General features: G+C 69.4%; 27 protein-coding genes. 10 read left to right on the top strand and 17 right to left on the bottom strand.

Annotated features, from left to right (window positions below):
* Positions 1–8: 8 nt before the first annotated feature.
* The 3 genes from BLQ77_RS04815 to BLQ77_RS04805 are packed head-to-tail and all read left to right on the top strand — an operon-like array spanning position 9 to position 2,584.
* Positions 9–758 carry a 4Fe-4S dicluster domain-containing protein gene (locus BLQ77_RS04815; RefSeq protein ID WP_089956089.1) on the top strand — a complete coding sequence of 250 codons (750 nt, stop codon included), beginning with the start codon at positions 9–11 and terminating at the stop codon, positions 756–758.
* Positions 758–1,627, top strand: a complete 870-nt coding sequence (locus BLQ77_RS04810; RefSeq protein ID WP_089956085.1) for a dimethyl sulfoxide reductase anchor subunit family protein — start codon at positions 758–760, stop codon at positions 1,625–1,627. Before BLQ77_RS04815 ends, BLQ77_RS04810 begins: the two co-directional genes overlap by 1 nt.
* Entirely contained in the window at positions 1,628–2,584 is a 957-nt protein-coding gene (locus BLQ77_RS04805; RefSeq protein WP_089956081.1) for a nuclear transport factor 2 family protein, read from the top strand. It begins immediately after the preceding gene.
* Positions 2,585–2,591: 7 nt separating this feature from the next.
* Here BLQ77_RS04805 and BLQ77_RS04800 read toward each other — a convergent pair whose 3' ends face one another.
* Positions 2,592–3,209, bottom strand: coding sequence for a DUF1523 family protein (locus BLQ77_RS04800; protein WP_089956078.1), 618 nt, complete (start codon positions 3,207–3,209; stop codon positions 2,592–2,594).
* Positions 3,210–3,218: 9 nt separating this feature from the next.
* Complete coding sequence (locus BLQ77_RS04795) at positions 3,219–3,485, bottom strand: hypothetical protein (protein WP_089956074.1); 267 nt, start codon at positions 3,483–3,485, stop codon at positions 3,219–3,221.
* Between the two features lie 168 nt (positions 3,486–3,653).
* Between BLQ77_RS04795 and BLQ77_RS04790 the strand changes: the two genes are divergently transcribed.
* Complete coding sequence (locus tag BLQ77_RS04790) at positions 3,654–4,214, top strand: hypothetical protein (protein ID WP_089956071.1); 561 nt, start codon at positions 3,654–3,656, stop codon at positions 4,212–4,214.
* A gap of 167 nt (positions 4,215–4,381) precedes the next feature.
* On the opposite strand, the gene BLQ77_RS04785 is transcribed toward BLQ77_RS04790, so the two are convergent.
* The gene (locus BLQ77_RS04785; RefSeq protein ID WP_089956069.1) at positions 4,382–5,581 is read right to left on the bottom strand and encodes a M24 family metallopeptidase; all 1,200 of its coding nucleotides are present in this window, start codon (positions 5,579–5,581) and stop codon (positions 4,382–4,384) included.
* Positions 5,582–5,897: 316 nt separating this feature from the next.
* Between BLQ77_RS04785 and BLQ77_RS04780 the strand changes: the two genes are divergently transcribed.
* Positions 5,898–6,707, top strand: coding sequence for a sulfotransferase family protein (locus BLQ77_RS04780; protein WP_165617028.1), 810 nt, complete (start codon positions 5,898–5,900; stop codon positions 6,705–6,707).
* 21 nt (positions 6,708–6,728) lie between these two features.
* Here BLQ77_RS04780 and BLQ77_RS04775 read toward each other — a convergent pair whose 3' ends face one another.
* Positions 6,729–7,088 carry a hypothetical protein gene (locus tag BLQ77_RS04775; protein ID WP_110476879.1) on the bottom strand — a complete coding sequence of 120 codons (360 nt, stop codon included), beginning with the start codon at positions 7,086–7,088 and terminating at the stop codon, positions 6,729–6,731.
* Entirely contained in the window at positions 7,085–8,566 is a 1,482-nt protein-coding gene (locus BLQ77_RS04770) for an NAD-dependent succinate-semialdehyde dehydrogenase (RefSeq protein ID WP_008886563.1), read from the bottom strand. Before BLQ77_RS04770 ends, BLQ77_RS04775 begins: the two co-directional genes overlap by 4 nt.
* A gap of 81 nt (positions 8,567–8,647) precedes the next feature.
* On the opposite strand from BLQ77_RS04770, the gene BLQ77_RS04765 reads away from it, so the two are divergent.
* Positions 8,648–9,442: a hormone-sensitive lipase gene (locus tag BLQ77_RS04765; RefSeq protein ID WP_089956062.1), complete on the top strand. Its 795-nt coding sequence runs from the start codon at positions 8,648–8,650 to the stop codon at positions 9,440–9,442.
* Positions 9,443–9,597: 155 nt separating this feature from the next.
* Positions 9,598–11,760: an esterase-like activity of phytase family protein gene (locus BLQ77_RS04760; protein WP_089956058.1), complete on the top strand. Its 2,163-nt coding sequence runs from the start codon at positions 9,598–9,600 to the stop codon at positions 11,758–11,760.
* A 204-nt stretch (positions 11,761–11,964) separates the two neighbouring features.
* Here the strand turns inward: BLQ77_RS04760 and BLQ77_RS04755 are convergent, their stop codons facing one another.
* The 7 genes from BLQ77_RS04755 to BLQ77_RS04725 all read right to left on the bottom strand — a co-directional run bounded on the left by BLQ77_RS04755 (position 11,965) and on the right by BLQ77_RS04725 (position 18,738).
* Positions 11,965–12,441 carry an Hsp20 family protein gene (locus BLQ77_RS04755; RefSeq protein ID WP_089956054.1) on the bottom strand — a complete coding sequence of 159 codons (477 nt, stop codon included), beginning with the start codon at positions 12,439–12,441 and terminating at the stop codon, positions 11,965–11,967.
* Between the two features lie 174 nt (positions 12,442–12,615).
* Entirely contained in the window at positions 12,616–13,389 is a 774-nt protein-coding gene (locus tag BLQ77_RS04750) for a trypsin-like serine peptidase (RefSeq protein ID WP_089956051.1), read from the bottom strand.
* 44 nt (positions 13,390–13,433) lie between these two features.
* Entirely contained in the window at positions 13,434–14,210 is a 777-nt protein-coding gene (locus tag BLQ77_RS04745) for a trypsin-like serine peptidase (protein WP_089956816.1), read from the bottom strand.
* A gap of 84 nt (positions 14,211–14,294) precedes the next feature.
* Positions 14,295–15,587 carry a glycolate oxidase subunit GlcF gene (gene glcF, locus BLQ77_RS04740; protein WP_008886624.1) on the bottom strand — a complete coding sequence of 431 codons (1,293 nt, stop codon included), beginning with the start codon at positions 15,585–15,587 and terminating at the stop codon, positions 14,295–14,297.
* A gap of 10 nt (positions 15,588–15,597) precedes the next feature.
* On the bottom strand, positions 15,598–15,948 hold the full coding sequence (locus tag BLQ77_RS04735) for a hypothetical protein (protein WP_089956048.1): 351 nt from the start codon (positions 15,946–15,948) through the stop codon (positions 15,598–15,600).
* Entirely contained in the window at positions 15,945–17,054 is a 1,110-nt protein-coding gene (locus BLQ77_RS04730; RefSeq protein ID WP_089956045.1) for an FAD-binding protein, read from the bottom strand. Before BLQ77_RS04730 ends, BLQ77_RS04735 begins: the two co-directional genes overlap by 4 nt.
* A 241-nt stretch (positions 17,055–17,295) precedes the next feature.
* Positions 17,296–18,738: an FAD-linked oxidase C-terminal domain-containing protein gene (locus tag BLQ77_RS04725; protein WP_089956042.1), complete on the bottom strand. Its 1,443-nt coding sequence runs from the start codon at positions 18,736–18,738 to the stop codon at positions 17,296–17,298.
* Positions 18,739–18,862: 124 nt separating this feature from the next.
* On the opposite strand from BLQ77_RS04725, the gene BLQ77_RS04720 reads away from it, so the two are divergent.
* The 3 genes from BLQ77_RS04720 to speB all read left to right on the top strand — a co-directional run bounded on the left by BLQ77_RS04720 (position 18,863) and on the right by speB (position 21,030).
* Positions 18,863–19,273 carry a CopD family protein gene (locus BLQ77_RS04720; protein WP_008887168.1) on the top strand — a complete coding sequence of 137 codons (411 nt, stop codon included), beginning with the start codon at positions 18,863–18,865 and terminating at the stop codon, positions 19,271–19,273.
* A gap of 4 nt (positions 19,274–19,277) precedes the next feature.
* A complete protein-coding gene (locus BLQ77_RS04715; RefSeq protein ID WP_008887278.1) occupies positions 19,278–19,979 on the top strand; it encodes a DUF599 domain-containing protein in 702 nt (233 codons plus the stop codon).
* Between the two features lie 88 nt (positions 19,980–20,067).
* Complete coding sequence (gene speB / locus BLQ77_RS04710) at positions 20,068–21,030, top strand: agmatinase (RefSeq protein ID WP_089956038.1); 963 nt, start codon at positions 20,068–20,070, stop codon at positions 21,028–21,030.
* 48 nt (positions 21,031–21,078) lie between these two features.
* On the opposite strand, the gene BLQ77_RS04705 is transcribed toward speB, so the two are convergent.
* From BLQ77_RS04705 to BLQ77_RS04685, 5 genes are all read right to left on the bottom strand, one after another.
* A complete protein-coding gene (locus BLQ77_RS04705) occupies positions 21,079–21,429 on the bottom strand; it encodes a DUF2794 domain-containing protein (protein ID WP_008887045.1) in 351 nt (116 codons plus the stop codon).
* Positions 21,430–21,527: 98 nt separating this feature from the next.
* Positions 21,528–22,838, bottom strand: coding sequence for an MFS transporter (locus BLQ77_RS04700; RefSeq protein WP_089956034.1), 1,311 nt, complete (start codon positions 22,836–22,838; stop codon positions 21,528–21,530).
* Positions 22,839–23,030: 192 nt separating this feature from the next.
* On the bottom strand, positions 23,031–24,044 hold the full coding sequence (locus BLQ77_RS04695; RefSeq protein ID WP_089956031.1) for a glycosyltransferase: 1,014 nt from the start codon (positions 24,042–24,044) through the stop codon (positions 23,031–23,033).
* A 19-nt stretch (positions 24,045–24,063) separates the two neighbouring features.
* Positions 24,064–25,050: a glycosyltransferase family 2 protein gene (locus BLQ77_RS04690; protein ID WP_089956027.1), complete on the bottom strand. Its 987-nt coding sequence runs from the start codon at positions 25,048–25,050 to the stop codon at positions 24,064–24,066.
* Between the two features lie 32 nt (positions 25,051–25,082).
* The gene (locus tag BLQ77_RS04685; RefSeq protein ID WP_089956023.1) at positions 25,083–26,006 is read right to left on the bottom strand and encodes a glycosyltransferase family 2 protein; all 924 of its coding nucleotides are present in this window, start codon (positions 26,004–26,006) and stop codon (positions 25,083–25,085) included.

Genomic DNA, 26,006 nt, shown 5'->3' with positions numbered 1-26,006 from the left:
GGGGCGCGATGACGGCGCTTCCCGACCGCACCGAACGCACGCTGGGGCTGGTCATCGACCTCGACACCTGCGTCGGCTGCCACGCCTGTGTCGTCGCCTGCAAGGGCTGGAACGATCAGGGTTACGGCGCGCCGCTCTCGGATCAGGACCCCTACGGCGCGGCGCCGCAGGGCAGCTTCCTCAACCGCGTGCACAGCTACGAGGTCACGCCCGCGACCGGCCCCGCCCAGCACGTGCATTTCCCCAAGTCCTGCCTGCATTGCGAGGACGCGCCCTGCGTCCCGGTTTGCCCCACCGGCGCCAGCTACAAGCGCGTCGAGGACGGCATCGTGCTGGTCAACGAGGACGCCTGCATCGGCTGCGGGCTCTGTGCCTGGGCCTGCCCCTATGGCGCACGAGAGATGGACCTCGCCGCGGGGGTGATGAAGAAATGCACCCTCTGCGTCGACCGCATCTACAACGATGCCCTGCCGGAAGAGGACCGCGAGCCCGCCTGCGTGCGCACCTGTCCCGCCAAGGCCCGCCATTTCGGCGACCTCTCCGACCCCGAGAGCGCCGTCTCGCAGCTGGTGGCCGAGCGCGGCGGCATCGACCTCATGCCCGAGCAGGGCACCCGTCCGGTGAACAAGTACCTGCCCCCGCGCGACCGCGACGCCTGGGGCGAGGACAGCGACGTGCTCGCGCCCTTCCTGACGCCGGTGGCAGAGGAGCCGCAGGGCTTCCTTGGCTGGCTGGACCGGGCGCTGGGGAAACTCTGATGCATCCTGCCCGTTCGTTGCTTGCCTTCACCACTCTCTCCGGCATGGGCTTCGGCCTGTTGTTCTGGCTGGGCATCGACCCGACGCCGCCTAAGGGCTGGGTGGCGCTGGCCTTCTTCGCCATCGCCTACGCGCTTTGCCTCGGCGGGCTCGCCGCCTCGAGCCTGCACCTCCGCCGCCGCGAGCGCGCGCTGCGGGCCTTCTCGCAATGGCGCACCAGCTGGCTCTCGCGCGAGGCCTGGGGCGCGCTGGCGGCGTTGTCCTTCTCGGGTGCCTACGCGCTGCCGCTGCTGATCGGGGTCGGCGTGCTGCCGCTGGGCTGGCTCGCGGCGCTGCTGTCGCTCGCCACCGTGGGCGCAACGGCGATGATCTACGCGCAGCTCAGGACGGTGCCGCGCTGGCACCACTGGTCGACGCCGGCGCTGTTCCTCTTGCTCTCGCTCACCGGGGGCGCGCTGCTTTCGGGGCGGGTGCTGATCTGCAGCCTCCTGCTGGTCGCCTCGGCGGCGCTGCAGGCCTGGGTCTGGTGGGACGGCGACCGCCGCTTCGCCCGCAGCGGCACCACGCTCGCCAGCGCCACCGGGCTCGGCGACCGCGGCACGCCGCGCGCCCTGTTCCCGCCGCACACCGGCAGCAACTACCTGCTCGACGAGATGGTCTTCGTGGTCGGCCGCCGCCATGCCGCCAAGCTGCGGGTCATCGCGCTGGTTCTGATGTCGGGCCTGCCGCTGGTGTTGCTCTACCTGCCGCCGCCGCATCTCTTCGGGCTGCTGGCCCTTGTCTCGCACGCCGCGGGCGTGCTTGTCTCGCGGTGGTTGTTCTTTGCCGAGGCCGAGCACGTGGTGGGCCTCTACTACGGGAGGCGCTGAGTGTCGTTTCTCGCCGGGTTCGATGCCCGCTGGCAGGATGCCGCGGACTACCTCGAGGCGCTGCGCCGCGATCTGGGCGAGGGTCGTCGGCTCGACCTGCTGCCGGGCTACCTTGCCGACGACGTGACCTCGCAGGACGGCGCCCGCACCCTTCATGGCCCCGAGGCGGTGGGCACCGCAATCGCCGCCCGTCTTGCCGCGCTTCCGGGGCTGAGCCTCACGCGTGAGGAAACGCTCTGGGCCGCCTCGGCGCAGAACGCCTTCGCCGCCGCGCAGCGCTTCCAGTGCGTCGGGCGCCACGACGGGGCCGGGCTCTACGGCCCGCCGACGGGGCGGACCCTGCGCTACCTGACCATGACCGAGAGCCTCTGCGCCTCGGGGCGGCTGCGGGCGGAATGGGTGCTGCGGGACGAGGCGGCGATCCTCGCGCAGATCGGCTGCAGTCTCGAGGACGGCGCGCGCTGGCGCCTGTCGCAGATGCCGGACGAGGCATCTGAGGCTCCGCATGCGCCGGCCGATCCCGGGCGCGGCAACGACGACGCCTGGGGCCACACGCTCGCCGATCTCGTGACCCGCATCATGGGCGGTGAGCTGTCGCTGATCGCCCGGCACTACGACGATGCGGCCGAGCTGCACCACCCGGGCGCGGTCACCGGCTGCGGTCCCGCCGAGGCCGAGGCCTTCTGGCTTGGGCTCCGCGCCTCCTTCCCCTCGGCCAGCTTCCGCGTCGCGCATCTGCTCGGCGCCGAGGAGCCGCTCTCCCCGCCCCGCGCCGCGATCCGCTGGAGCCTCGCCGGGCGGCACGACGGCCATGGCGCCTTCGGGGCGCCCACCGGGGCCGAGGTCACGGTGCTGGGCATGACGCAGGCCGAGTTCGGCCCGGACGGGCTGCGCCGGGAATGGACGCTCTACGACGCGCCCGGCGTGCTGGCGCAGATCCTGAAGGGGCGCAGCTGAGGCGGCCTCAGCCCTTGCGGCGGAAGAGCCCGCGGATGCGGCCGCCCGCCTCGTCGAGATTGTCGCCCACATCCTCGAGCACCGGGTCGATGCGCGCCTCGCGGAAGCGCCGCCAGCGCACCCAGATCGCCCAGCTTACCGCCACGAGCAGCGTCAGCAGCACGATGTTGAGCCAGGGGATGATGCGCACGTCGGGTCCGTCCACCGGGCGGATGCTCACCACGTTGGGGTAGACCGAGAGAAATTCGTTGCGCCAGCCGTAGTGTTTGATGACCACCCATTGCGGCGCCGCCGCGGTCGAGCGCAGGTCCGCGGCCTCGGCCTGCAGGTTCGAGGTGTCGAACTTGAAGTAGGGCGGCCAGCCCCAGCCGGTGTCCTCGTTGCGGTAGACCATGACCTTGTCGTTGTTCAGCCGGGTCTGGATGAAGAACACGTCGCGGCCGGTGAGGTTGACGTTCTCGCCGGTCGAGGCATTGGCCCAGAACAGCGCGTTCTCGCCGGGATCGATGCGCTTCTCGTAGGTGTCGGTGATCCGCGCAACGTCATGTTGCGGCAGGGTGTAGTGGAGGAATCCCGCGACCAGCACCCAGAAGGCGATGATGACGAACCATTTCACGTAGCGCATGACGGACCCCTAGTGGAAATTGGTGAGGTAGGTGATGAGCGCTATAAGGCATAGCGGCAGGATATACACGCCCAGGATCAGCTTTCTGCGCAGCGACCGGTCGTAGTGTCGCAGCCCGTCGGCGACGAAACGCTCGCGGCTGCCGGGGCCCTGCGCCTCGTCCCATTCCCGCCCGAGTCGCCGCCGCCGCACCCGGCGCGACCACAGCGAGAGCGCGGCGTAGATCACCGTGAGCACGGCGAAGCCGATCAGCAACAGGCGCAGAAGGGCGAGCATGGGGGCTCCTTGTTCGGGGAACGCTCTGGCCTTCCACCTGCACAGGCCCGGGCGCGGAAATCAAGTCGCCGCGGCGGCGCGCGGCTGGTCAGGAAAACCGCACCTTGCGGGATCACGGTCGCGTGTGCTCTCGTCGGGGCGAGCCCATTTCACACGTAGAGGTATCCCATGTACCGCAGCATTGTTCTCGCCCTTCCCGTCCTCGCGCTCGCCGCCGTGCCGCTCCACGCCGACGAGATCTCCGACACCCTGCAATCGGCCATCGAGGCCTACGAATCCGGTGACGTGCAATACGCGCTGGAAGAGCTCGACTACGCCCGCTCCAAGCTGCTCGAGCTGAAGACCGACGCGCTCTCGGGCTTCCTGCCCGAGGCCCCCGAGGGCTGGACCCGCGAGATCGACACCGAATCCAACGCCGCCATGGCGATGATGGGCGGCGGCGTCTCGGCGCAGGCGGATTATACCTCGCCCGAGGGCGAGCATTACGGCCTGCAGATGTTCGCCGACAATCCGATGGTGGCCAGCATGTCGGCGATGATCAACAACGCCGGCGCTATGGGTCTGAAGACCGACCGCATCGGCCGCCAGAAATTCGCGCTGCAGGACAACCAGACCATGGGGCTCATCGCCAACCGCATCCTGATCCAGCTCGAAGGCCCCGACGCGGACGCCCGCAAGATGCTGCTCGAATCCATGGACTTCGAAGCCATGGCAAACTTCGGCAACTGACCCGAAACCAAAGGGCGCGGCCCACCGCCGCGCCCTGCCACCTCTAAAGGCCCACCCCCGGCACACCCGACCCTCCGCCAGAGCCACCTCCACCCTTCATCTTGCCAGGCAAACTCCGGGGGAGTCCCGCAGGGACGGGGGCAGAGCCCCCTTCCACCTCAACGCCTCTAGACGACGTTGAAAGCCGGGCCGTAGGGATAGCCGGTGATGTTCTCGGCGCCCTCTTCGGTGATCACCAGGATGTCGTGCTCGCGGTAGCCGCCGGCGCCGGGGAGGCCTTCGGGGATCGTCAGCATCGGCTCCATCGAGATCACCATGCCGGGCTCGAGCACCGTGTCGATGTCCTCGCGCAGCTCCAGCCCCGCCTCGCGGCCATAGTAGTGCGACAGCACGCCGAAGGAGTGGCCGTAGCCGAAGGTGCGGTACTGCAGCAGCTCGCGCATGGCGAAGAAGGCATTGATCTCCTGGGTGACCTCCGAGCAGCGCGCGCCTGGCTTCAGGAGCGACATGCCGTATTCATGTGCGGCGACATTCGCCTCCCAGATCTTCAGCGACGCGTCATCGACCTCGCCCACGAAAAGCGTGCGTTCGAGCGCGGTGTAGTAGCCCGAGATCATCGGGAAGCAGTTGAGCGACAGGATGTCGCCGCGCTGCAGCCGGCGCGAGGTCACCGGGTTGTGGGCGCCGTCGGTGTTGAGCCCGGACTGCAACCAGACCCAGGTGTCGCGATACTCGGCGTCGGGGAAGCGCTTGGCGATCTCCAGCTCCATGGCGTCGCGGCCGGCCATGGCGACGTCAATCTCGCGCACGCCCGCGCGGATGGCGTCGCGGATGGCATGGCCGCCCACGTCGGCCACCTGTGCGCCATGGGTGATGAGCGAGATCTCGGCGGGGGATTTGTGCATGCGCTGGCGCATCGTCGCGGGGGCCACGTCGACCATGACGAGGGGCTTCAGGAAATCCTCGAGCAGGTCGCGCTGCACCAGCGTCAGGTGGTCGCCCTCGTAGCCGATGGTCCGGCCCTCACCGGTCACCGACAGGATCGCGCGCCAGTAGTTGTTCCGGGCCCAGTCGGTGTAGGTGATGTTGTCACCGTGGCAGCGCCGCCACGGCTGGCCGGCGTCGATCCCGGCCGAGATCGTGACGCTCTCGGTCTCGGTCACCACCAGCGCGTAGGGGCGGCCGAAGCTGCAGTAGAGGAAGCCCGAGTAATAGGCGATGTTGTGCATCGAGGTCAGGACGCAGGCGGCGACGCCGGCCTCGTCCATGCTGGCGCGCAGCCCGGCGAGGCGCGTGTCGTATTCCTGTGCCTCGAACGGCAGGATGCGGTCGCCCTGGTGGAAACGATAGAATTCGGGACGGTCCATGGTCGGCCCTCCTTTGAAGTCGCGGAGGGCCGGACCCGACCCTGCCGCGGTGGCAAAGCAAGGTCCCGGCGTACAGGACGGGTGATGCGGGCGTGCCTGTCTCGGCACCGGCGACGCCATCGCCTGCCCGGGCCGATGATGCGACGGGCGCCGCGATTTGGCAAGCGTCCTGCGGGGCGGACCGCGGCGTCGTGAAACGGTCACATCGTGATGGCAGAAGGGCGCGAAGCCCGGCCGGGGCGATTGCCCGGCCGCGCGGCATCGCAACGGACATGGCACGCCACGCATGACACCCCCTTCCGGGAGACCCCGCCTGTTGCTGATCGTCGGGCTGGATCACAGCGGCACGACGATCCTCGACCTTGCGCTCGGCGTCTCGCCGCAGGTCCAGGGCATCGGCGAGGCGCTGCGCATGTGCAACCCTGGCGCCGCCGTCGGCAGCATGCGCAGCCTCTGCGAGGGCAGGGCGGCCGAGGTCACATGTTCCTGCGGCGGCACCGGCGCGGAATGTCCGATGTGGTCGCGCGTGACGCCGCGCCCCTTTGCCGAGGTCTCGATCGAGACGAGTTTCCCCGAACTGGTCGCCATGGCACGCGCGCTGCGTCCGGACACGCGCTTCGTGCTCGACAGCTCGCCCAGCGGCTGGACCCATCTGCACCAGCTTCGGGGCTTCGAGCTCTGGGTCGTGCACCTGACCCGGGACGTGCGCAGCTGGACCCATTCCAAGCGCAGGCGGCGCGGCACCGGGCTGGCGGCGGCGCACTGGATCTGGTTCCGCGACAGCCGGCTGATCGAGCATCAGGTGGCGCGCCACGCCGACCACAGCATCGCGGTGGGCTACGAGGAGCTCGCGCTGCGCCCGCGCGAGACGCTGCAGCGGATCTGCGACTGGGCCGGGGTGGCCTTTGACGCGCGAATGCTGACGCCCGGCGGTCACACGGGAAGCCACGTGCTGGTGGGCAACGCCGCCTCGCGCAGCGGCAGCGGCGCGCGCGAGATCCGCTACGACGGTGGCTGGATGGCGCAGGGAGAGGCGCCGCTCTGGCAGGGGCTGCTGCATGCCGCCTGCGCGCGGCGCAACCGGCGGCTGGTCTATTCCAACGGCATCGTCCGGCGCCGCGCCTGAGCGGCTATTGGGCCAGGGCGGTCACGCCGCGCTGCCGAGCCAGAGCTTGTACTGCAGCCGGGCGCCCTCGTTCCGGGCGAGGGCGAGCTTGTGGCGGAACAGCGCGAAGGCGCGCTGCGGGTCCCGGTGATCCTCCCAGTTGTCGCCGGGGTCGTCGGCGCCGAGGATCTCCCAGCCGATGTCGCGGGGCGGTTCGTGCAGGATCATGGCGGCGGCCTCCATCAGCCGCACGCCCATGCCCCGCATCAGCGCGAAGCGCGCCAGCGCCTCGGCATGGGGGGCGGGAAGCCAGGGGGTGCCCGCGCCGGTCTGCGCCGAGGCGACCCATGCAAGCAGGGTCGCCTCGGTCGGCATGTCGTCCGGCGCCGGGCGTTGGTTCATACGCTGAGGCAGACGTATTTCATCTCGAGGTAGTCCTCGATGCCGTGGTGCGAGCCCTCGCGGCCGAGGCCGGACTGCTTCACGCCGCCGAAGGGGGCGAGCTCGGTCGAGATGATGCCGGTGTTCACGCCGACGATGCCGTATTCCAGCGCCTCGGCCACCTTGTACACGCGGCTCAGGTCCTTGGCGTAGAAGTACGACGCCAGACCGAAGATGGTGTCGTTGGCAAGTTCGATGACCTCGTTCTCGTCCTCGAACTTGAAGAGCGGTGCGAGCGGGCCGAAGGTCTCGTCGGTCGAGAACAGCATGTCCTTGGTCGCGCCGGTCACGATGGTCGGCTCGATGAAGTTGCCGGCGCCCTGCAGGGTGTCGCCACCGCCGAGGATGACTTCTGCGCCCTTGGACTTGGCGTCGGCGATGTGCTGCTGCACCTTCTCGATGGCCTTGGTGGTGATCAGCGGGCCAAGGTCGGTGCCGTCCTCGAGACCGTCGCCCACCTTCATCTTGCTGACCGCTTCCTTGAGCTTGGCGGCGAAGGCATCATAGACGCCGGCCTGCACATAGATCCGGTTGGCGCAGACGCAGGTCTGACCGTTGTTGCGGAACTTGCACATGATCGCGCCCTGCACGGCCGCGTCGAGATCGGCGTCGTCGAAGACAATGAACGGCGCGTTGCCGCCCAGCTCCATCGAGCACTTCATCACCTGGTCGGCGGCCTGCGCCAGCAGGATGCGGCCGACGCCGGTGGAGCCGGTGAAGGTCAGCTTGCGGACCTTCGGGTTCGAGCAGAACTCCTTGCCGGCCTCGGAGGCGCTATTCGACGGCAGGATGTTGAGCACGCCCGCCGGGATGCCCGCACGCTCGGCCAGCACCGCGATGGCCAGCGCCGAGAGCGGGGTTTCCGAGGCCGGACGGCCGACAAAGGAACAGCCTGCGGCCAGCGCCGGGGCGGCCTTGCGGGTGATCATGGCGTTGGGGAAGTTCCAGGGCGTGATCGAGGCGGCGACGCCGATGGGCTGCTTCAGCACCATGATGCGCTTGTCGCGCTGGTGGCCGGGGATGGTCTCGCCGTAGACGCGCTTGGCTTCCTCGGCGAAGAACTCGATGAAGGACGCGCCGTAGGAAATCTCGCCCATGGCCTCGGCCAGCGGCTTGCCCTGCTCGGCGGTCATGATGGTGGCGAGGTCCTTCTGGTTCGCCATCATCAGGTCGAACCACTTGCGCAGGACGTTCGAGCGCTCCTTGCCGGTCCAGCTGGCCCACTCTTTTTGCGCGGTGTAGGCGCCATCGATGGCACCGGCGATCTGTTCACGGCTGAGGTTGGCGACCTTGGCGATCACATCGCCGCGTGCCGGGTTGGTGACCTCGAATTCACCATCCGCGCCGGTGATCCACTCGCCGTTCACGTAGGCCTTCGTCTGCAGGAGGCTCGGGTCCTCGAGAAGCGATGGGAGATTGGTGGCGGTGTGGTCGAGCATGTCATCCTCCTGGAAATTCGCTGCTGCACAGGGCAGAGCATCTGTCGAGAAGGAAGTCTAGTATAAGCGCGGAGAATTACCATGGACCTCAGCGACGCCTACGCCAACGGGCCGTATATTGCGCAGGCCGAAACCTACCCGCCCCGCTGGAGAGAGGCCGCGCGCGGCTTTCGCGCGGCGCTGGCGGCCGAGGGGCGGCTGCGCGAGGGGATTCGCTACGGCGACGGTGCGCGCGAGGCGCTGGACCTGTTCCTGCCGGAGGGCACGCCCGAGGGGCTGATGGTCTTCGTCCACGGCGGCTACTGGATGGCCTTCAGCCGCTCGGACTGGTCGCATCTGGCCCGCGGCGCGGTCGAAAGCGGCTGGGCGGTGGCGCTGCCCTCCTATGATCTCTGCCCCGACATCCGGATCTCGGGCATCACCCGCCAGATCGCGGCGGCGGTGACGGTGGCGGCAGGCGAGGTCGCCGGGCCGATCCGCCTTGCCGGGCATTCGGCGGGCGGTCATCTCGTGGCGCGGATGCCGGCGCCGGGGGTCCTGCCCGGCGAGGTGGCCACCCGCATCGCCCACGTGATGCCGATCTCTCCGCTGTCGGACCTGCGCCCGCTGATGCAGACCGGGATGAACGCGAAGCTCGGGCTTGACGAGGACGAGGCCCGGGCCGAGAGCCCCGTCGCCATGGCTCCGCCCGCCTGCCTGGTGACGGTCTGGGTCGGCGGCGACGAGCGGCCGGTGTTCCTCGAGCAGGCGCGGTGGCTCTCCGAGGCGTGGGGCTGCAGCCTCGTGATCGACGACGGGCGACACCATTTCGACGTGGTCGACGGGCTGGAGACGCCCGACAGCGAGATGACCCGAACCCTTCTGCACAAGGCCTGAACGCAAGCAGTGAGCGCGCAACACAACCCACGGGCGGCATGGCACGCCCGGGGAGTTCCGCAGCGGCACCCTTTCGCAAATCCGTAACAAATCCGTCACGCGGGCGTCACGCCCCGGGCTCATGGCGATTTCCGGAACCAGACAGGGGAACCTCCATGACTTTCCGCACGATCTGCCTCACCTCGGTGCTGGCGTTGACGGCATCCGCCGCCGCCGCCGAGATGAACTTCAACCGCATCGCCGCCTTCGCGACCCCCGACAACATGGGTGAGGGCGAGGACAAGGCCCGGGTGAGCTCGGCCGAGATCATCTACGCCACCGAGGACGGAAACACGCTGGTCTACACCGACAGCCCGCTGGGCGTGATCGGCCGCATCGACATCACCGACCCGGCCAACCCCAAGCCGCTGGGCAACACCCCGGTCGATGGCGAGCCGACCTCGGTCTACGTCCACGGCAACACCGTCTTTGCGGGGGTGAACACCTCGGAAAGCTTCACCGAGCCGTCGGGCAAGCTGGTGATGATCGACGCCACCACCGGCGAGATCACCGGCGAGTGCGATCTCGGCGGCCAGCCGGATTCCACCGCCATGGCCAAGGATGGCAGCTTTGTCACCGTCGCCATCGAGAACGAGCGTGACGAGGACGCGGGCGACGGCCGCGTGCCGCAGATGCCCGCGGGCTACGTGGCGATCCTCGACGTGGTGGACGGCGTCGCCCAGTGCGACAGCCTCGTGAAGGCCGACGTGACCGGCCTCGCCGAAATCGCGCCCGAGGATCCCGAGCCCGAGTTCGTCGACGTGAACGGCGCCGGCGAGATCGTCGTGACGCTGCAGGAAAACAACCACATCGTCGTGCTGAACAAGGCGGGCGAGGTGCTGTCGCACTTCCCGGCCGGATCCGTCGACCTGACCGAGATCGACGCCACCGACGAGCGCGGCGCGCTGATCTTCACCGAAAGCCAGAAAGGCCGCCTGCGCGAGCCCGACGGCGTGCAGTGGATCGACGACGACCACTTTGCCATCGCCAACGAGGGCGACATGGACGGCGGTGCGCGCGGCTTCACCGTCTTCGCCAAGGACGGCACCGAGGTCTTCGAGGCCGGCAACAGCTTCGAGCACGCGGTGATCCGCACCGGACACTACCCGGACAAGCGCTCGGACGCCAAGGGCATTGAGCCCGAGGGCATGGAGTTCGCCACGTTCGGCGGGACCCCCTACCTGTTCCTGCTGGCCGAGCGCGCCTCGGTGGTCGGCGTCTACGACATGACCGACCCGGCCAACCCCGTGCTCAAGCAGATCCTGCCGTCGGGCATCGCCCCCGAGGGCGCCGTGGCGATCCCGTCGCGCGACCTCTTGGTCACGGCCAACGAGGCAGACCTCGTCGAGGACGGCGGCGTGCGCGCGCATGTGATGATCTACGAATACGCCGAGGGCGACGCCAAGTACCCGACGCTGACCTCGGAAGGCGCGGACGAGCTGATCGGCTGGGGCGCGATCTCGGGCATGGTCGCCGGTGACGACGGCATGATCTACGCGGTCAACGACAGCTTCTATGGCTACCAGCCGACGATCTTCACCATCGACCCGTCGTCGACCCCCTCAAAGATCGTTGCCGCTACCCCGGTCACCCGCGCCGGCATGCCGGCACAGAAACTCGACCTCGAAGGCATCACCACCGATGGCGAGGGCGGTTTCTGGGTCGCCTCGGAAGGCCGCAGCGACCGGGTCATCCCGCACGCGATCTACCACGTGAACGCCAAGGGCGAGATCACGGACGAGATCGGCCTGCCCGCCGCACTGCTCGCCGGCGAGACCCGCTTCGGCTTCGAAGGCGTGACCATGGTCGACGGCACGCTCTGGATGGCCGTGCAGCGCGAATGGGGCGACGATCCGAAGGACCACGTCAAGCTCGTGTCCTACACCCCCGAGACCGAGGAATGGGGCGCGGTGCTCTATCCCAAGGCCGCGCCGGACACCGGCTGGGTCGGTCTCTCGGAGATCACCGCCCATGGCGACTACGTCTATGTCGTCGAGCGTGACAACCAGATCGGCGCTGCGGCCGTGACCAAGAAGGTCTACCGCATCCCCGCCTCCGAGATGGTGCCCGCGGCGATCGGTGGCGAGCTGCCCGTGGTCTCGAAGGAAGAGGTCCGCGACCTGATCCCCGACCTGAAATCCTGGGGCGGCTACGTCGTCGACAAGGTCGAGGGCCTGGCCATCGCCGAGGACGGCACCGTCTACGTCTCGACCGACAACGACGGCGTCGACGACAGCTCGGGCGAGACCTTCTTCTGGTCCTTCCAGCTCGGGAACTGATCCCTGGGGGCGGGTGGCGCGTCTGCGCCGCCCGCGTCCCGCGGCGGTCCGCGCCCGATTCCGGGTGAGATCATCGCCAGCAGGATGGCAGGCGCGCGCGTCTTGCCGCTGCGCCGGAGCCGCCCTTGGCGCACCCCCGGACACGAAAAAGCCCCGGCCGAGGCCGGGGCTTTCCGCTTTTCAGCGGGTCGGTCAGCCGAGGGCTCAGTTCACCGTGTCAGCGTCCACCACGTCCTTCTCGATGGCGGGCACGTCGGTGCCGCGCGCGATCTCGATCCGGCGCGGCTTCAGCGCCTCGGGGATCTCGCGCTTGAGGTCGATGTGCAGCATACCGTTCTCGTGCACAGCACCGGTCACCCGCACGTGGTCGGCAAGGGTGAAGCGGCGCTCGAAGGCGCGGGTGGCGATGCCACGGTGCAGGAAGGTCTTGCCGGCGTCTTCATCGGCCTTGCGGGCGGCGACGACGAGCTGGTGTTCCTTCAACTCGACCGACAGGTCGGCGTCCGAGAACCCGGCGACGGCGATCGAGATGCGATAGGCATCGTCGGCGGTCTTTTCGATGTTGTAGGGGGGATAGCTGGGCTGGGCCACGTCGCTGGCAAGAACCCGGTCCATCATGTCGGCGATCTGGTCGAAACCGACGGTTGCGCGATAAAGCGGCGCGAAATCAAAGTGACGCATTGGTCATCCTCCGTTGAGCGATACCGTATGTGATGCGCCTTCCCGACATGGGACAGGCGGCTAATGCTCCGGAGCCCTGCTTCAGGCGCCCCGGATGGGAAAGATCTGGGAAGCCCCGGCGCGGGTTTCAAGGCCTTGCGGGTGCAGGTTCGGGTGCGCGCCGTTGGCAGGGGCTCAGGGCCGCACGAAGCGCGCGCCGATGTCGCCGCGATCGCCGCCGCCGACGGTGATTCGCCGCGCTCCGGTGCCGGCGCGGGGCAGCGCGTCTTGCCGGACGAGCCGGTCCATGAGCTCGGTCAGCAGCGGCGGAAGGGTGGGGCCATAGGCCTCGCCCGTGTCCGTGCCCGACGAGACCACCGACAGGATCCGCAGCCGCCCGTCGTCGCGCACGAAGACCGGGGCCCCGGAAGAGCCGAAGGTCACGTCGCAGTCGAAGCCGAGGATGTCGCCCTGAAAGCGCTGCGTCAGGTGGCACTCGGCCTCGCGCGAGAGCACCTCGGCCCGGCCCCGCCCGTAGGAGGCGACGCTGAGCGCGGTGCCCGGGGCGCTGCCCTGATGCACCCGGAAGGGGTCGGCCTCGGCGCTCGACACCGGCGACACGAGCTTGAGCAGTGCGACGTCGGTCGAGACCGCATCGGAGCGCGTGCCCGAGCCGTTGCGGATGGCGCCGGCGTACCGGTCGGGCACCACCCAGCGGGCGACGCGGCGGGCGGTGATCTCGGTGCCGCGGTGATAGCCCGCGCGGAACACCATGGACCCGGGCGGCAGCGGGCTGCGGTCGTCGCGGTCGAAGACGCAATGCGCGGCAGTGAGCACCACGTCGCTGGCGATCAGCACGCCGGTGCAGTAGCCGCCGGGCTGGTCGAGTCGCCCGACCGCCTCCCAGCCGAGCAACGCGCCGCGATTGTCCATCACGTCGAACACCGCGCCCTGCTGCGCGGGGACCACGGGCGCGGTCGCCGCAAGCGCCAGCAGCGCAACGGCGAGCGATGTCAGGGCTTTACGAATTTCGCCCCCGTATCACGCCGGTCCCCGGCGATCAGCGACATGCGCACGGGGTCGGCGGACAGCTCCTCGCGCAGGAGCGTCAGCGCATCGCCAAGCTCGGTGCCGAGCGAGACCTCGCGGCCCTCGGCCTCGGCCTTGGCGGAGATCACCGAGACGATCCGCGGGGTGCCGTCGTCCATGCTGAACACCGGCGAGCCGGAGCTGCCGAAATCGACCTGGCACGACAGCACCAGCATCGTGCCCTGCCGGTCCAGCACCTGGCACAGGCCCTGCAGCGACGGCGCCTCCGAGCGGTTGTGGGCATAGGAGACCACGCTGAGCGCGGCGCCGCGGTTCGGGTGCGGGCCGGTCTCGAAGGCGGTGATGGCGCTGTTGCGGATCGGCAGCTGCAGCTCGATCAGCGCAAGGTCGCGGCGCACCCGGGCGGTGGCGTCGGTGGCGGTGAAATCGTAGTCCGGGTGGGCGATGGCGCGGCGCACCCGGCGATAGGCGGCGGCGCGGCCGTTGCGCCAGCCGGCAAGGAACTGGATCTCGTCGACGGGCACCGGTTCTCCGGTGTCGACGTCGTAAAGGCAATGGGCGGCGGTAAGCACGAGGTCGGGGGCGATCAGCGCGCCGGTGCAGAAGGCTTTGCCCGCGAGCTCGAGCCGCCCGACCGCCTCCCACTTGCGGCCGTCCTCGTGGCTGTGCATCGAGAACAGCCCGTCCGCGTAGGCCGCCGGAGCAAGGCAGAGCGCGAGAAGTGACAGCAATGCGCGCACGGATTTCCCCTCGATAAGGCCCACGGCATATCAACAGCTTTTGTCAGAATTCTGGCAGGCCTGCCGCGCGCCGATTGTCGGGGGTCACCCGCCCGCGGTCAAGGCACGAGGCCGCGGTCCGCCGGTCGCCCAGTCGAGCAGTTCGACGGTGTGCACAACCGGCACGCCGGTGCCCGAGCCGATCTGCATCATGCAGCCGATGTTGCCGGCGGCGATGATGTCGGGAGCCTTGGCCTCGAGCGTGCGGACCTTGCGCGCCTTCAGCTTGCCCGAGATCTCGGGCTGCAGAAGGTTGTAGGTCCCGGCGCTGCCGCAGCACAGATGCGGGTCGGAGGGCTCCACCACCTCGAAACCGGCGCGCTTGAGCAGGTCCTTGGGGAAGGTCTTGATCTTCTGTCCGTGCTGCAGCGAGCAGGCGGCATGGTAGGCGACGCGGGTGCCCTTGTCGGCGCCCTCGGGCAGGTCGAGCTGCATCAGCAGCTCGCTCACGTCCATGGCGATGGCCGAGACCCGCGCCGCATCCGCCGCCAGCGCATCGTTGCGGAACATGTGGCCGTAGTCCTTGACCGTGGTGCCGCAGCCGCTGGTGTTGATGACGATGGCGTCGAGCCCGTCCTCGTCCATCTCGCGCGTCCAGGCCCTTATGTTGCGGGCGGCGGAGCCGTGGCTCTCGTGCTCCTTGCCCATGTGGTGGGTGAGCGCGCCGCAGCAGCCCGCGCCCTCGACCACCACGACCTCGCAGCCAAGCCGGGTGAGCAGGCGGATGGTGGCGTCGTTGATGTCGGTGTTGAGCGCCTTCTGGGCGCAGCCGGTCATCAGCGCCACGCGCTTGCGGTAGCCGCCCTCGGCGGCAAAGCTCTGCGGGTCGTCGTTGCGGCTGACCGGCGGGATGGTCTTCGGCGCCATGTCGAGCATGGCGCGCAGCCGCGGGTCGGGCAGGAGGCGCGCAAAGGGCCGGCCGATCTTGGCGCCAAGCAGCGCCATCCGGAACCGGGTGGGGTGCGGGATGATCTGCGCCAGCAGCCAGCGCAGGGCGCGGTCGCTCCACGGCCGCTTGTAGTTTTCCTCGATATAGGCGCGGGCATGGTCGACGAGGTGCATGTAATGCACGCCCGAGGGGCAGGTCGTCATGCAGGCGAGACAGCTCAGGCAGCGGTCGACGTGCTTGACGGTCTTCTCGTCCGGCACGCGCTCGTTCTCGAGCATGTCCTTGATCAGGTAGATGCGCCCGCGCGGAGAATCGAGCTCGTCGCCCAGCACCTGGTAGGTGGGGCAGGTGGCGGTGCAGAACCCGCAGTGCACGCAGGCGCGCAGAATCTCGTTGGCGCGGGCGGTGCCGGGATCTTGAAGCTGCTCGTCGGTGAAATTGGTCTGCATGGATCTGGTCTCAGGTAAGCATCGTCCGGGCGGTGGCGCGCCCGAACCAGGGAAGCGGAGTGGCGGGAAGGCCGGCGAGGGTCGCAAACCGGCGCGCCTGCGGGGCGATGCGCCGGTCGCGACGCGCGGCGGTGACCACGGCGACGGTCAGCACGCAGGCCTGCCACAGGGCAAGCAGCGAGGCCAGCCACGCCTCGTGGCCGCGTGTCAGCCGCGCCAGAACCCGCGCCGCTGCGACAACGAGCGCCAGCGCCACGACCAGCGTGAGCGTCAGCGAGTGGCGCAGCTGAAGGTCCGGTGCGGAGATCAGCGACCCGGCCAGGAAGCAGGGCGTGAAGAGGAGGACGCCGTCGCGGGTCATGCCATCACGCCGGGGTTCAGGATGCCGCGCGGGTCGAATCGCCGGCGCAGCCCCTCCGAAAGCGCCGCGACCGGCGCCGGTTCCGGTTGGAAGGTGGGCAGCCGGCCGGTGCCACGGACCCGCGTGGCGTGGCCGCCAAGCCCCGCGAGCCGCGCCCGTGCGTCGGTGCCCTCGGGCAGAAGCGCCCAGACCAGCCCGCCGCCCCAGTCGAAGAGCAGCCCCGACGCGCCCAGCCGCTCGGCGACCGCGGGGCCGTCCGAGGGCTTGCACGAAACCTTCCAGACATCGCCTGCCCGGCCGTGGAACGGCTCGACGTCGCGCACCATGCGCCAGAGCGCGTCGATGCGCTCGGGGTCGCGTTCGACCCGCGGCGCATGCCCGGCGAACATCTCGTGCAGCCGTTCGGCGCGGTAGGCGACGGACTCGGCGAACCCCTCGATCCGGATCAGCGTCAGCGGCGCGCCGTCGGGCCCCTCGGGCAGATGCGCCGCGCCGGTCACGTCGAAGGGCGAGCCCAGGGCGCTCGACATCGCCCCGACGGCGGCATCGTTGCCAAGCCCCGGCAGCAGCACCGTGGCACTGGCGGCGGGGCGCGGCAGCACCTTGAAGGCGACCTCGGTCAGCACCCCCAGAGTGCCCCAGCTCCCTGCCATGAGCTTCACCAGGTCGTAGCCGGTGACGTTCTTCATCACCCGCCCGCCGTTGCGCACGATCTGGCCGGCGCCGTCGACGAAACGCACCCCGAGCATGAAATCCCGGCAGGCGCCCACGGATATCCGCCGCGACCCCGAGACATTCGCCGCCGCCATGCCGCCGACGGTGGGCGCGCCCGAGGTGCCCAGCAGCCCGCGGTGATCCATCGGCTCGAAGGCGAGCCGCTGGCCCTCGGCCGCGAGCGCCGCCTCGACCTCGGCCAGCGGCGTGCCCGCCTGCGCCACCATGGTCAGCGCGCCCGGATCGTAGAGCGTGATGCCCGACAGCCCGCCGACATCCAGAACCTCGCCGGCCGATCGGCCCACGGCACGTGTGCCTCCTCCCCGGACCCGCAGCGGCCCCTGCGCGGCTTCGATCATGCTGGCCAGCTCGGCCTCGGTCTCAGGTCTCATGTCTTCCAATGGCTCCAAATATCCCGGGGGAGTCCCGAAGGGACGGGGGCAGAGCCCCCTCCTTGTCCGCGTGTCGCCTCCCGGCGACGGGGGCAGATCCCCTCCTTGTCCGCGTGCCGCCTCCCCGCGACGGGGCCCGCGCCCCTCCTCATCCGCTCGTCCCCTCCTGACGGCGGACCCCGCTGTCGATCTCACCGCCTCCCGGCGACACTCCGAGCCCGGACCACGCCGCCCAAACCCGTCATTCCGCGGCCAGCGTCCGCCGCGGCGCCGAGGCGTCGAGGGGGAACACCTTGGCGGGGTTCAGCAGCCACTGCGGGTCGAACACGTCCTTCACCGCCATCTGCGCATCGAGATCCACCGCCCCGTACTGCACCGACATCAGGTCGCGCTTCTCGATGCCCACGCCGTGCTCGCCGGTCAGGCAGCCGCCGACCTCGACGCAGAGCTTCAGGATCTCGGCCCCGAACTCCTCGCAGAGCTCGAGCTGCCCCGGCTGGTTGGCGTTGAACAGGATCAGCGGGTGCATGTTGCCGTCGCCCGCGTGGAAGACGTTGGCGACCTCGAGCCCGAACTGCTTCGACATCTCGCCGATGCGCTTGAGCACGAAGGGCAGTTCCGACACCGGGATGGTGCCGTCGAGGCACATGTAGTCGTTGATCTGCCCCATCGCCCCGAAGGCGCTCTTGCGGCCGAGCCAGATGCGGCCGGCCTCGTCGGCGTCCTTGGCCTCGCGCAGCTCCACCGGGTCGTGGCGCCGGGCGATCTGCAGGATCAGCCCGAGCTGCTCGGCAATCTCCGACTCCGAGCCCTCGACCTCGACGATCAGCAGCGCCTCGCAATCGGGGTAGCCCGCCTTGGCGAAGGCCTCGCAGGCGACGATGCAGGGGCGGTCCATGAACTCGATCGCCACCGGCAGTACGCCCGCCTTGATGATGTCAGAGACGCAGGCCCCCGCGACCTCGTTCGAGTTGAAGGCGATCAGCACCGGCCGGGCGCCCTCGGGCTTGCGCAGGATGCGCAGCGTCGCCTCGGTCACCACGCCGAGCTGCCCCTCGGAGCCGCAGATCACGCCCAGCAGATCCAGACCGCCCGCGTCCAGATGCGCGCCGCCAAGCTCGACCACGGTGCCGTCCATCAGCACCATGGTGACGCCCAGCAGATTGTTGGTCGTGACACCGTACTTGAGGCAATGCGCCCCGCCCGAGTTCATCGCGACGTTGCCGGCAATGGCACAGGCGAGCTGCGACGACGGGTCGGGGGCGTAGAAGAAATCGTTCTCCTCCACCGCGCCGGTGACGCTGAGGTTGGTGCGCCCGGTCTGCACCCGGATGTAGCGGTTGGGATAGTCGGTCTCGAGCACCTCGTTCATCCGCGCCACGCCGAGGATCACCGAATCCGCCGTCGGCAGCGCGCCGCCTGCGAGCGACGTGCCCGAGCCGCGCGGCACCACCGGCACGCCCTCTTCGTGGCAGACCCGCAGCACCGCCGAGACCTCGGCGGTGGACGAGGGCAGAACCGCGCAGAGAGGCGGGCAGCGATAGGCGGTGAGCGCGTCGCATTCATAGGCGCGCGTCTCGGCGATGTCGTCGATCACCGCGTCAGCGGGCAGCACCTCTCGGAGCCGCGCGACGATCCTGGATTTGCGGGCGATGACCCGCGCATCTGGGTCCGGCATCTGCATCGGACTGTCCTCCATCCCGGAATTGGTAAAGTCATATAACCAATTTGCGCAGAGCGCCAGAGCTTTTCCCGACCGGCCCAACGGCACCTTGCGCATCATGCAGAAAAGATAGCACTACTGGCCCATGGACTGGGTGAAGATCATACACATTCTCTGCGTGATGGGGTGGATGACCTCCATCTTCGCGGTGCCGCGCGCGCTGATCTACTGGAAACGCGAACATGCGCGGCTGGGCGAATTCGGCCCGCTTGGGGATCTGACCATCAGGCTCTACCGGTTCTCGGCGGGGCTCGCGGTGATCGCGCTGATCACCGGGCTGGGGCTGGCGCAATACTGGCAGTGGGCGCCGTGGATCCATCTCAAGATCGCGCTCGTGGCGCTGCTGGCGCTGCACTACGTCTGGACCGGGAAGCTGGTGATGCGCGCCAGGCGCGGCGAGTTCCGCGAATCCGATCTCTTCCTGCGGATCTTCAACGAGATCAGCGTCGTCGGTGTCATCGCGATTCTCTGGGTCGTCGTGGCGAAGCCGTTCTGACGTGATGGAGTGGGTCCAGCGCCTTGGCTATTTCTCGGTGCTCGACGGCGTGGCCGTGGTGCTGCTGACGCTGACATGGCTCGGCAGCTCGTGGATCATCGAGAACCCGCCCGCGCGGCGGCCGTCGGTGTCGAAGCTGATGACCGTCTACCGCCGCTCGTGGATGGAGCATTTCGTCACCCGCCAGCCGCGCATCTTCGACAGCCAGATCGTCGGCTCGCTGCGCCAGAGCACGGCGTTCTTCGCCTCGGCCTCGATGATCGCGATCTCGGGCATCTTCGCGCTTCTGGGCGATGCCGACCGGCTGCGTGGCGTGGCGGGCGATTTCGCCGACAGCGACGCGCCGGTGGTGGTCTGGGAGGTGAAGCTCTTCCTGATCCTCGTCTTCGCCGCCAATGCCTTTCTCAAGTTCGTCTGGTCGAACCGGCTGTTCGGTTACTGCTCGGTGATGATGGGCTCGGTGCCCAACAACGGCAGCAAGATCTCTTACACCCGCGCCGCCAAGGCCGCGGAGATCAACATCTTCGCGGCGCGCAGCTACAACCGCGGCCTGCGCTCGGTCTATTTCGGCATCGCCAGCGCCGCCTGGCTGCTGGGCGGCGAGGCGCTGATCGCGGCCACCGTGGTCACGCTGGTGGTTATCCTGCGTCGCGAGTTCGCCTCGCAATCGCGCGAGATCCTGATGCAGACCGAGCCCGAGAGCTGAGCCCGGGGCCGAGGGCCGGCGCAAACCTCTTGCAAAGGGGGGCGGAAATGCGGTCGTCTCGCCGGCACAGGCCACGCAAGGACACAGCATGACCACCGACCCCTTCTTCCATCCGATCTCGGGCATGGACCTGCCGCGGTTCGCGGGCATCCCGACCTTCATGCGGCTGCCGCTGGTGCAACCGGATCACGACCGTTTTTCCGAGGTCGGGATCGGCATCGTCGGCGTGCCGTGGGACAGCGGCACCACCAACCGCCCCGGCCCGCGCCACGGTCCGCGCCAGCTGCGCGATGCCTCGACGATGATCCGGGCGCAGCACCCGGTCACCGGGCTGCGCCCCTTCGACACGGTCGCCTGTGCCGATCTCGGTGACGTGGGTCCGAACCCCGCCGACATCCTCGACAGCATGGAGCGCATCACCGCCTTCTACAACCGGCTGACCCGCAACGGCATCCGGCCGCTCACCGCGGGTGGCGACCATCTGACCTCGCTGCCGGTGCTGCGGGCGCTCGGGCGCGAGACGTCACTCGGGATGGTGCATTTCGACAGCCACACCGACCTCTGGAACAGCTATTTCGGCGGCCAGCTCTACACCCATGGCACGCCATTCCGCCGTGCGGTCGAGGAAGGCCTGCTCGACCCCAAGCGGGTGGTGCAGATCGGCATCCGTGGCAGCATGTACGACATGGAGGACCGCGATTTCGCCGCCGCCAACGGCATCCGCATCATCCCGATCGAGGAATTCCACGCGCGCGGCGTGACCGACGTGATGGCCGAGGCGCGCGACATCGTGGGCTCCGAGCCCTGCTACGTCAGCTACGACATCGACTTCGTGGACCCGACCTTCGCGCCGGGCACCGGCACGCCCGAGGTCGGCGGTCCGAACAGCTACCAGGCGATGCAGGTGGTGCGCGAGCTCGAGGGGCTGAACATCGTCGGGGCCGATCTCGTCGAGGTTTCGCCGCCCTTCGACCAGGCTGGGGGCACTGCGTTCCTCGGCGTCACGCTGATGTTCGAGCTGCTCTGCGTGATGATCGGCAAGCCGGCCTGACGGCCGCAGCCGAAAGCCGCTGGGCCGCGGGCGGATCGGTCCGGGAGATCAGTCGAGATCGACCGGACGGATCAGCTTGCGCTCGAGCACGCGCAGCACGGTGCGCAGGTCGTGGCCACGCTTGAGCACCTGCCCGTCCATGCCGATCACCGCGTATTCGCCCTGCCGACTTCGCAGCTTGGGGCGCTTCTCGATGCGGTAGAGCGGGTTCTCCGCGGTGCGTCGGAACACCGAGAACACCGCCACGTCGCGCAGCGAGGAAATCCCGTAATCACGCCATTCCCCCGCGGCGACCATGCGGCCGTAAAGCGAGAGGATGACATTCAGCTCCGTCCGGTGAAAGGCGACCACGTCCTGCGTCGGGCGCCCGGATCCCGGAAAAGGTGTAAGGCTGTTCATTCGGCAAAGCTGCGCTTCTTGCGACGACAAATCAAGGGCCTGGCGACGATGGCGGTTAACCATTCCGTGCCGGGGAGGGGTGGGCGGCGCCGTTTCGCTCAGCGCCCGGGGGCGCCGTCCTGGGCCTCGGACGGCGGGGCGTCGGCGGGCGGCGGGGCGGGTTCGAGCGGCGCGTCCTCATCCTCGCCCACGGCCAGCGCGGCGGTCTCGGGGGTGGCGGCGCGGGCCGGCGGGCTGACCTGGAAGCTGCCCTTCTCGGCATTGGGCACCGGCGCGCGGCGGGCGATGCGCAGGAGGGTGAAGGCGATCATCAGCACATGCGCGACGATGGTGGTCAGGAACAAGCCCTGCGGACCGATCCAGCTCATCCCCACGCCGGCGATCAGCGGCCCGGCGATGGACCCCAGACCGAAGACCAGCAGCAGCCCGCCGGAGACCTGGATCGAGGTGCCCGCGGGGGCGTGGTCGTTGGCGTGGGCGACGATCACCGGGTACATGGCGAAGATCGCGGCGCCGAAGAGCCCCGCCAGCGCGAGGTTGGCGAGCCGGCCCTCGGGGGCGATCATGATGAAGGCGAGATCCGCGGCCAGCGCCCAGACCGCCGCCACCACCAGCACCTTGCGGCGGTCCATGCGGTCGCTGGCGAAGCCGAAGGGCAGCTGCGCAAGCGCGCCCGCGAGCACGGGGATGCTCGAGAAAAACGCGATGGAGGTCAGCCCCAGCCCGACCCGGTCGGCATAGACGGCGGACAGCGTGCCGAAGGAGGCGTTCGAGATCCCCACGAGGAACACCGCCGAGACCGCCACCGGCGAGTTCCGCCACAGTGCGCCGATGTCCAGCGTCACCGAGGTGAGCGGCGCCGGGCTCGACGAGGTCGAGAGCGCGGTGGGCACGAGCGCGAGGCAGAAGATGATGGCGCCGATGGCGAAGAAGGTGAACCCCATGGTGTCGCCGAGCGAGATGACCATCTGCCCGCCGGTCACGGCGGCGAGGTTCACCATGGTGTAGATGCCGAAGATCTTGCCGCGGGTGCTGGGCTGGACGTGGTCGTTGAGCCAGGATTCCACGATCATCGCGGCCCCGGCAAAGCAGAAGCCCGAGACCGCGCGCACCGGGATCCAGGCGTAGGGGGTCACCAGCAGCGCCTGCAGCAGGATCGAGATCGCCGCGAAGGCGCAGAGCACGCCGTAGGTCCGGATGTGCCCCACCGCGCCCACCATGCGGGGCGCGAGGATGCAGCCCAGCACGTAGCCGATGGCCCAGCCGGTGCCGAGCAGGCCCAGCGCGCTTGCGGTGAAGCCCTCTGCCGAGCCGCGCACCGGCAGGATGAGGCTGTTGATGCCGCCCGCGAAGAGCAGGAAGGCGGAGCCGAGCAGGAGGGCGCTGATGGGCAGGAGCTGTCGTAACATGGGCGGACCTTAGCCACGCCCGCCCTCGGAGGTAAATGCCCTCTCCGGGGAAAAGGAATCAGGGAAAAGAACCCTTAAACGTAAAGTGAGGTGCCCGACCTTCATGTCGAAGGCCGGACACCCCGTCAGCCCAGGGAAACCCGAAAGCCGGAAGCTAGGGGGTTAGCTCCGGATCCCCCAGGACTGATTCCGTCATGCGCGCCCGCCGGCGACCCGCGTCAGAGGCTCGCCCCGGTCGAGGCAGAGCTGGACGAGGTGATTCCAGCGGTCGGCAAATTCCTGTTCGGCGCCCGGTGCGCGGGCGGGGGCGGCGGTGCCGGCATCGAGCGCCGCCTTCAGCGCGAGGCGCCAGTCCTGCACGCCGTGGCCGGTCACGAACTGCGCCTCGATCCCGGCGCTGTCCTTCAGCCCGTCGAGATCCGAGACCACCAGCCGGCGCCCGGCGGCGCGCGCCTCGAGCGCGACCAGCCCGAAGGCCTCCCAGCGCGAGGGCATGGCGATCACGTCCACCGAGGCAAGCGCCTCTTCCGGCACGGCGCTGTGGCCGTGGAATTGGATGCGCGGGTCGCCCTTGGCGAGCGCGCGGAGCGCCTGCTCCTCGCTGCCGGTGCCGTGGAAGTGCAGGCTGATCTCGGGCGAGGTCAGCTCGCGGAAGGCCTCGATCAGCACGTCGAACCCCTTTTGCCGGTTGAGCCGTCCGATGGCGCCGATGCGCAGTGCCGGGCCCGCGGGGGCGGGCAGCGCGCGGAACCGCCCGAGATCGACCGCCGAGCGGATCACCTGCAGCGCCTCGCGGCTGACGAGCCCGCGGCGACGCATCCACGCCCCCTGTTCCTCGCTCACCGCGACGACCCGGTCGAAGAGCGCATATGCGTTCCGCAGCAGGGTGAAGAAGCGCACCTTGAAGGGCACGTTCAGCGCGGTGAAGGTCTCGGTGTAACTGTGCTCGACATGGACCAGCGGCAGGCCGGCATGGCGGGCACGCAGCGCGATGAGCACCGGCAGGCTGCGCCAGCTGATCGACAGATGCGAGACGATCATGTCGGCGGACAGCGCCGGGATGCTGCGGTTGCGGGCGACGACCTGCACCTCGTGGCGGGCGGTCGCGGCCATATCGGGGTTGGTCCGGATGAAGTCGAGGACACGGGTCACGCCACCGGCGGTGGTGTCGTCGACGAGGTGCAGGACAAGGGGTCTGTCGGTCATCGTGAGGTCTCCTCCGGGATCACTGGCGAACGGCCGAAAGCACGGCGGTGGCAAGGCGCATCGGGCCGTCGCCGAAGCGGGACGAGAGCCGAGCGGCGGCGATGGTGCTGAGGGTGCGGAACGGCTCCTCGTGCAGGGGCGTGCGCGATTCCGCCATGGCGCGGTCGATGAGCTCGCAGGCGGTGACGCCGTCGCCGCTGCTGATGGCGCGGCGGGCGAGGTAGCGCAGCTGGTAGGCGCGGGCCGCGGCCTCGTGGCGGGCAAAGAACGCCGGGTCGCGCGGGCGCAGCTTGTCGACCACGCGCTCCCACGCGGCGAGCTGGGCCTCGGTGCGGGCCGAGAGGCCGCCGGCGTTGACGCGGTACTCGGTGAGCAGCCCCGGCACGCCCTCGACGATCCAGTCGGTGGACAGGCAGAAGCGCAGCCAGCACTCGATGTCCTCGGACTGGCGGAAGGTCTCGTCGAAGACCCAGTCGCGGCGGGTCTCGAAATGCGGGCGCCAGGCGATGGAGGCAAGCGCCTCGCGGCGGAACACCGGGGCCGAGCCGTTGCCGATCGGGTTGCGCTTGAACACCAGCGCGGTGGTGACGTCGTGCAGGCGCGGGCGCTGGGCGTGGCCCATGCGGTGGCCGTCGGCGTCGATCATCGCCGAGCCCGAGTAGCTGATGCCGACCTGCGGCGACCGCTCGAGATGGCGGACATGGGTGTCGAGCTTCTCGGGCAGCCAGCGGTCGTCGGCGTCGCAGAACCCCACGATCTCGCCGGTCGCCGCCGCGATGCCGCTGTTGCGCGCGCCGGCAAGGCCGCGGTTGTGCTGGCGCACGACGCGGATGCGGCCGTCGGTCCGGGCCTGCTGTTCGGCGACGCGCGAGGTGGCGTCGGTCGATCCGTCATCCACGACGACGATCTCGAGGTCGCGGAAAGTCTGCGCCGACAGCGAGACGAGGGTCTCGGCAAGCGTCTCGGCGGCGTTGAAGGCGGGGACGACGATGGAGGCGTAGGGCATGGGATCGACTCCTGACTGGGACCGGCGGACGATCAGCGGGAGAACAGGCTGCGACGGAGGTCGCGCGGCAGGGACGGGGCGATCAGCGCGCCGATGGCGGTCGGCAGGCCACGCTTGAGCGGGAACAGGAAGGCGGGGACGCTGCGCCGCAGCCCCTTGGCCACCAGCGTCATGGCCTGGCGCGGGTCGGCGTCGAGCCGCAGCGCGCGGCGGGCGAGGTAGCGCAGGTGCACGGCCTCGGCGCGGGCGTCGGGGGCGTAGCCAAGCGCGCGGGCGGTGCGCAGCGCCTCGGCCCGGCCCATCTCCATCGCGACGAGATCCGAGGACAGGCCATGGGGGCTGGTGCGGTAGAGCACGTGGTCGCTGTCGAGCCCCTCGAGCTCGTAGCCGGCGCCGACGAGGCGGATGAGCCACTCGAGATCCTCGTTGTGGATCATGTCGTTGCGGAAGCCGCCGAGCGCCTCGAAGACCGAGCGCCGGACCGAGAGGTTGGACATGGTGCAGACCGGGTTCTCGCCCATCAGCATCGGCACCGTGACCGGCTCGACCGGAACCGTCGAGCTGGCGCCGAGGTTGCCGGGCTTGCCGCGGAAGAAGCGGACGCGGCCGAAGGCGGCGTCCGAGGCGCCGAAGATCAGCGCCAGGGCGACGGAGGCGAGCTTGCCGCTCTCCCACAGGTCGTCGGCGTCGCAGAACGCGATGACTTGGCCCCTGGCGACCTCGAGGGCGCCGTGGTTGCGCGCGTCGCTCGGGCCCTTGCCGGGGTTGCGCACCAGCTTGATGCGCGGGTCGCCGGCGGCGAGCCGTTGGGCTATGGCCCAGGTGTCGTCCTGCGAGCCGTCCTCGACGATGATGGCTTCCCACCCGGTCCAGGTCTGCGCGGCGATGCTCTGCATCGTCTCGGGAAGCGTGGCGGCGGCGTTGAAGGCCGGAATGACGATCGAGATCAGGGACAT

The sequence above is a fragment of the Salipiger thiooxidans genome, from assembly GCF_900102075.1.
GTDB classification, from domain to species: domain Bacteria; phylum Pseudomonadota; class Alphaproteobacteria; order Rhodobacterales; family Rhodobacteraceae; genus Salipiger; species Salipiger thiooxidans.
Note: the sequence above shows the minus strand (reverse complement) of the source record. Positions and strands in the feature narration are given on the sequence as shown.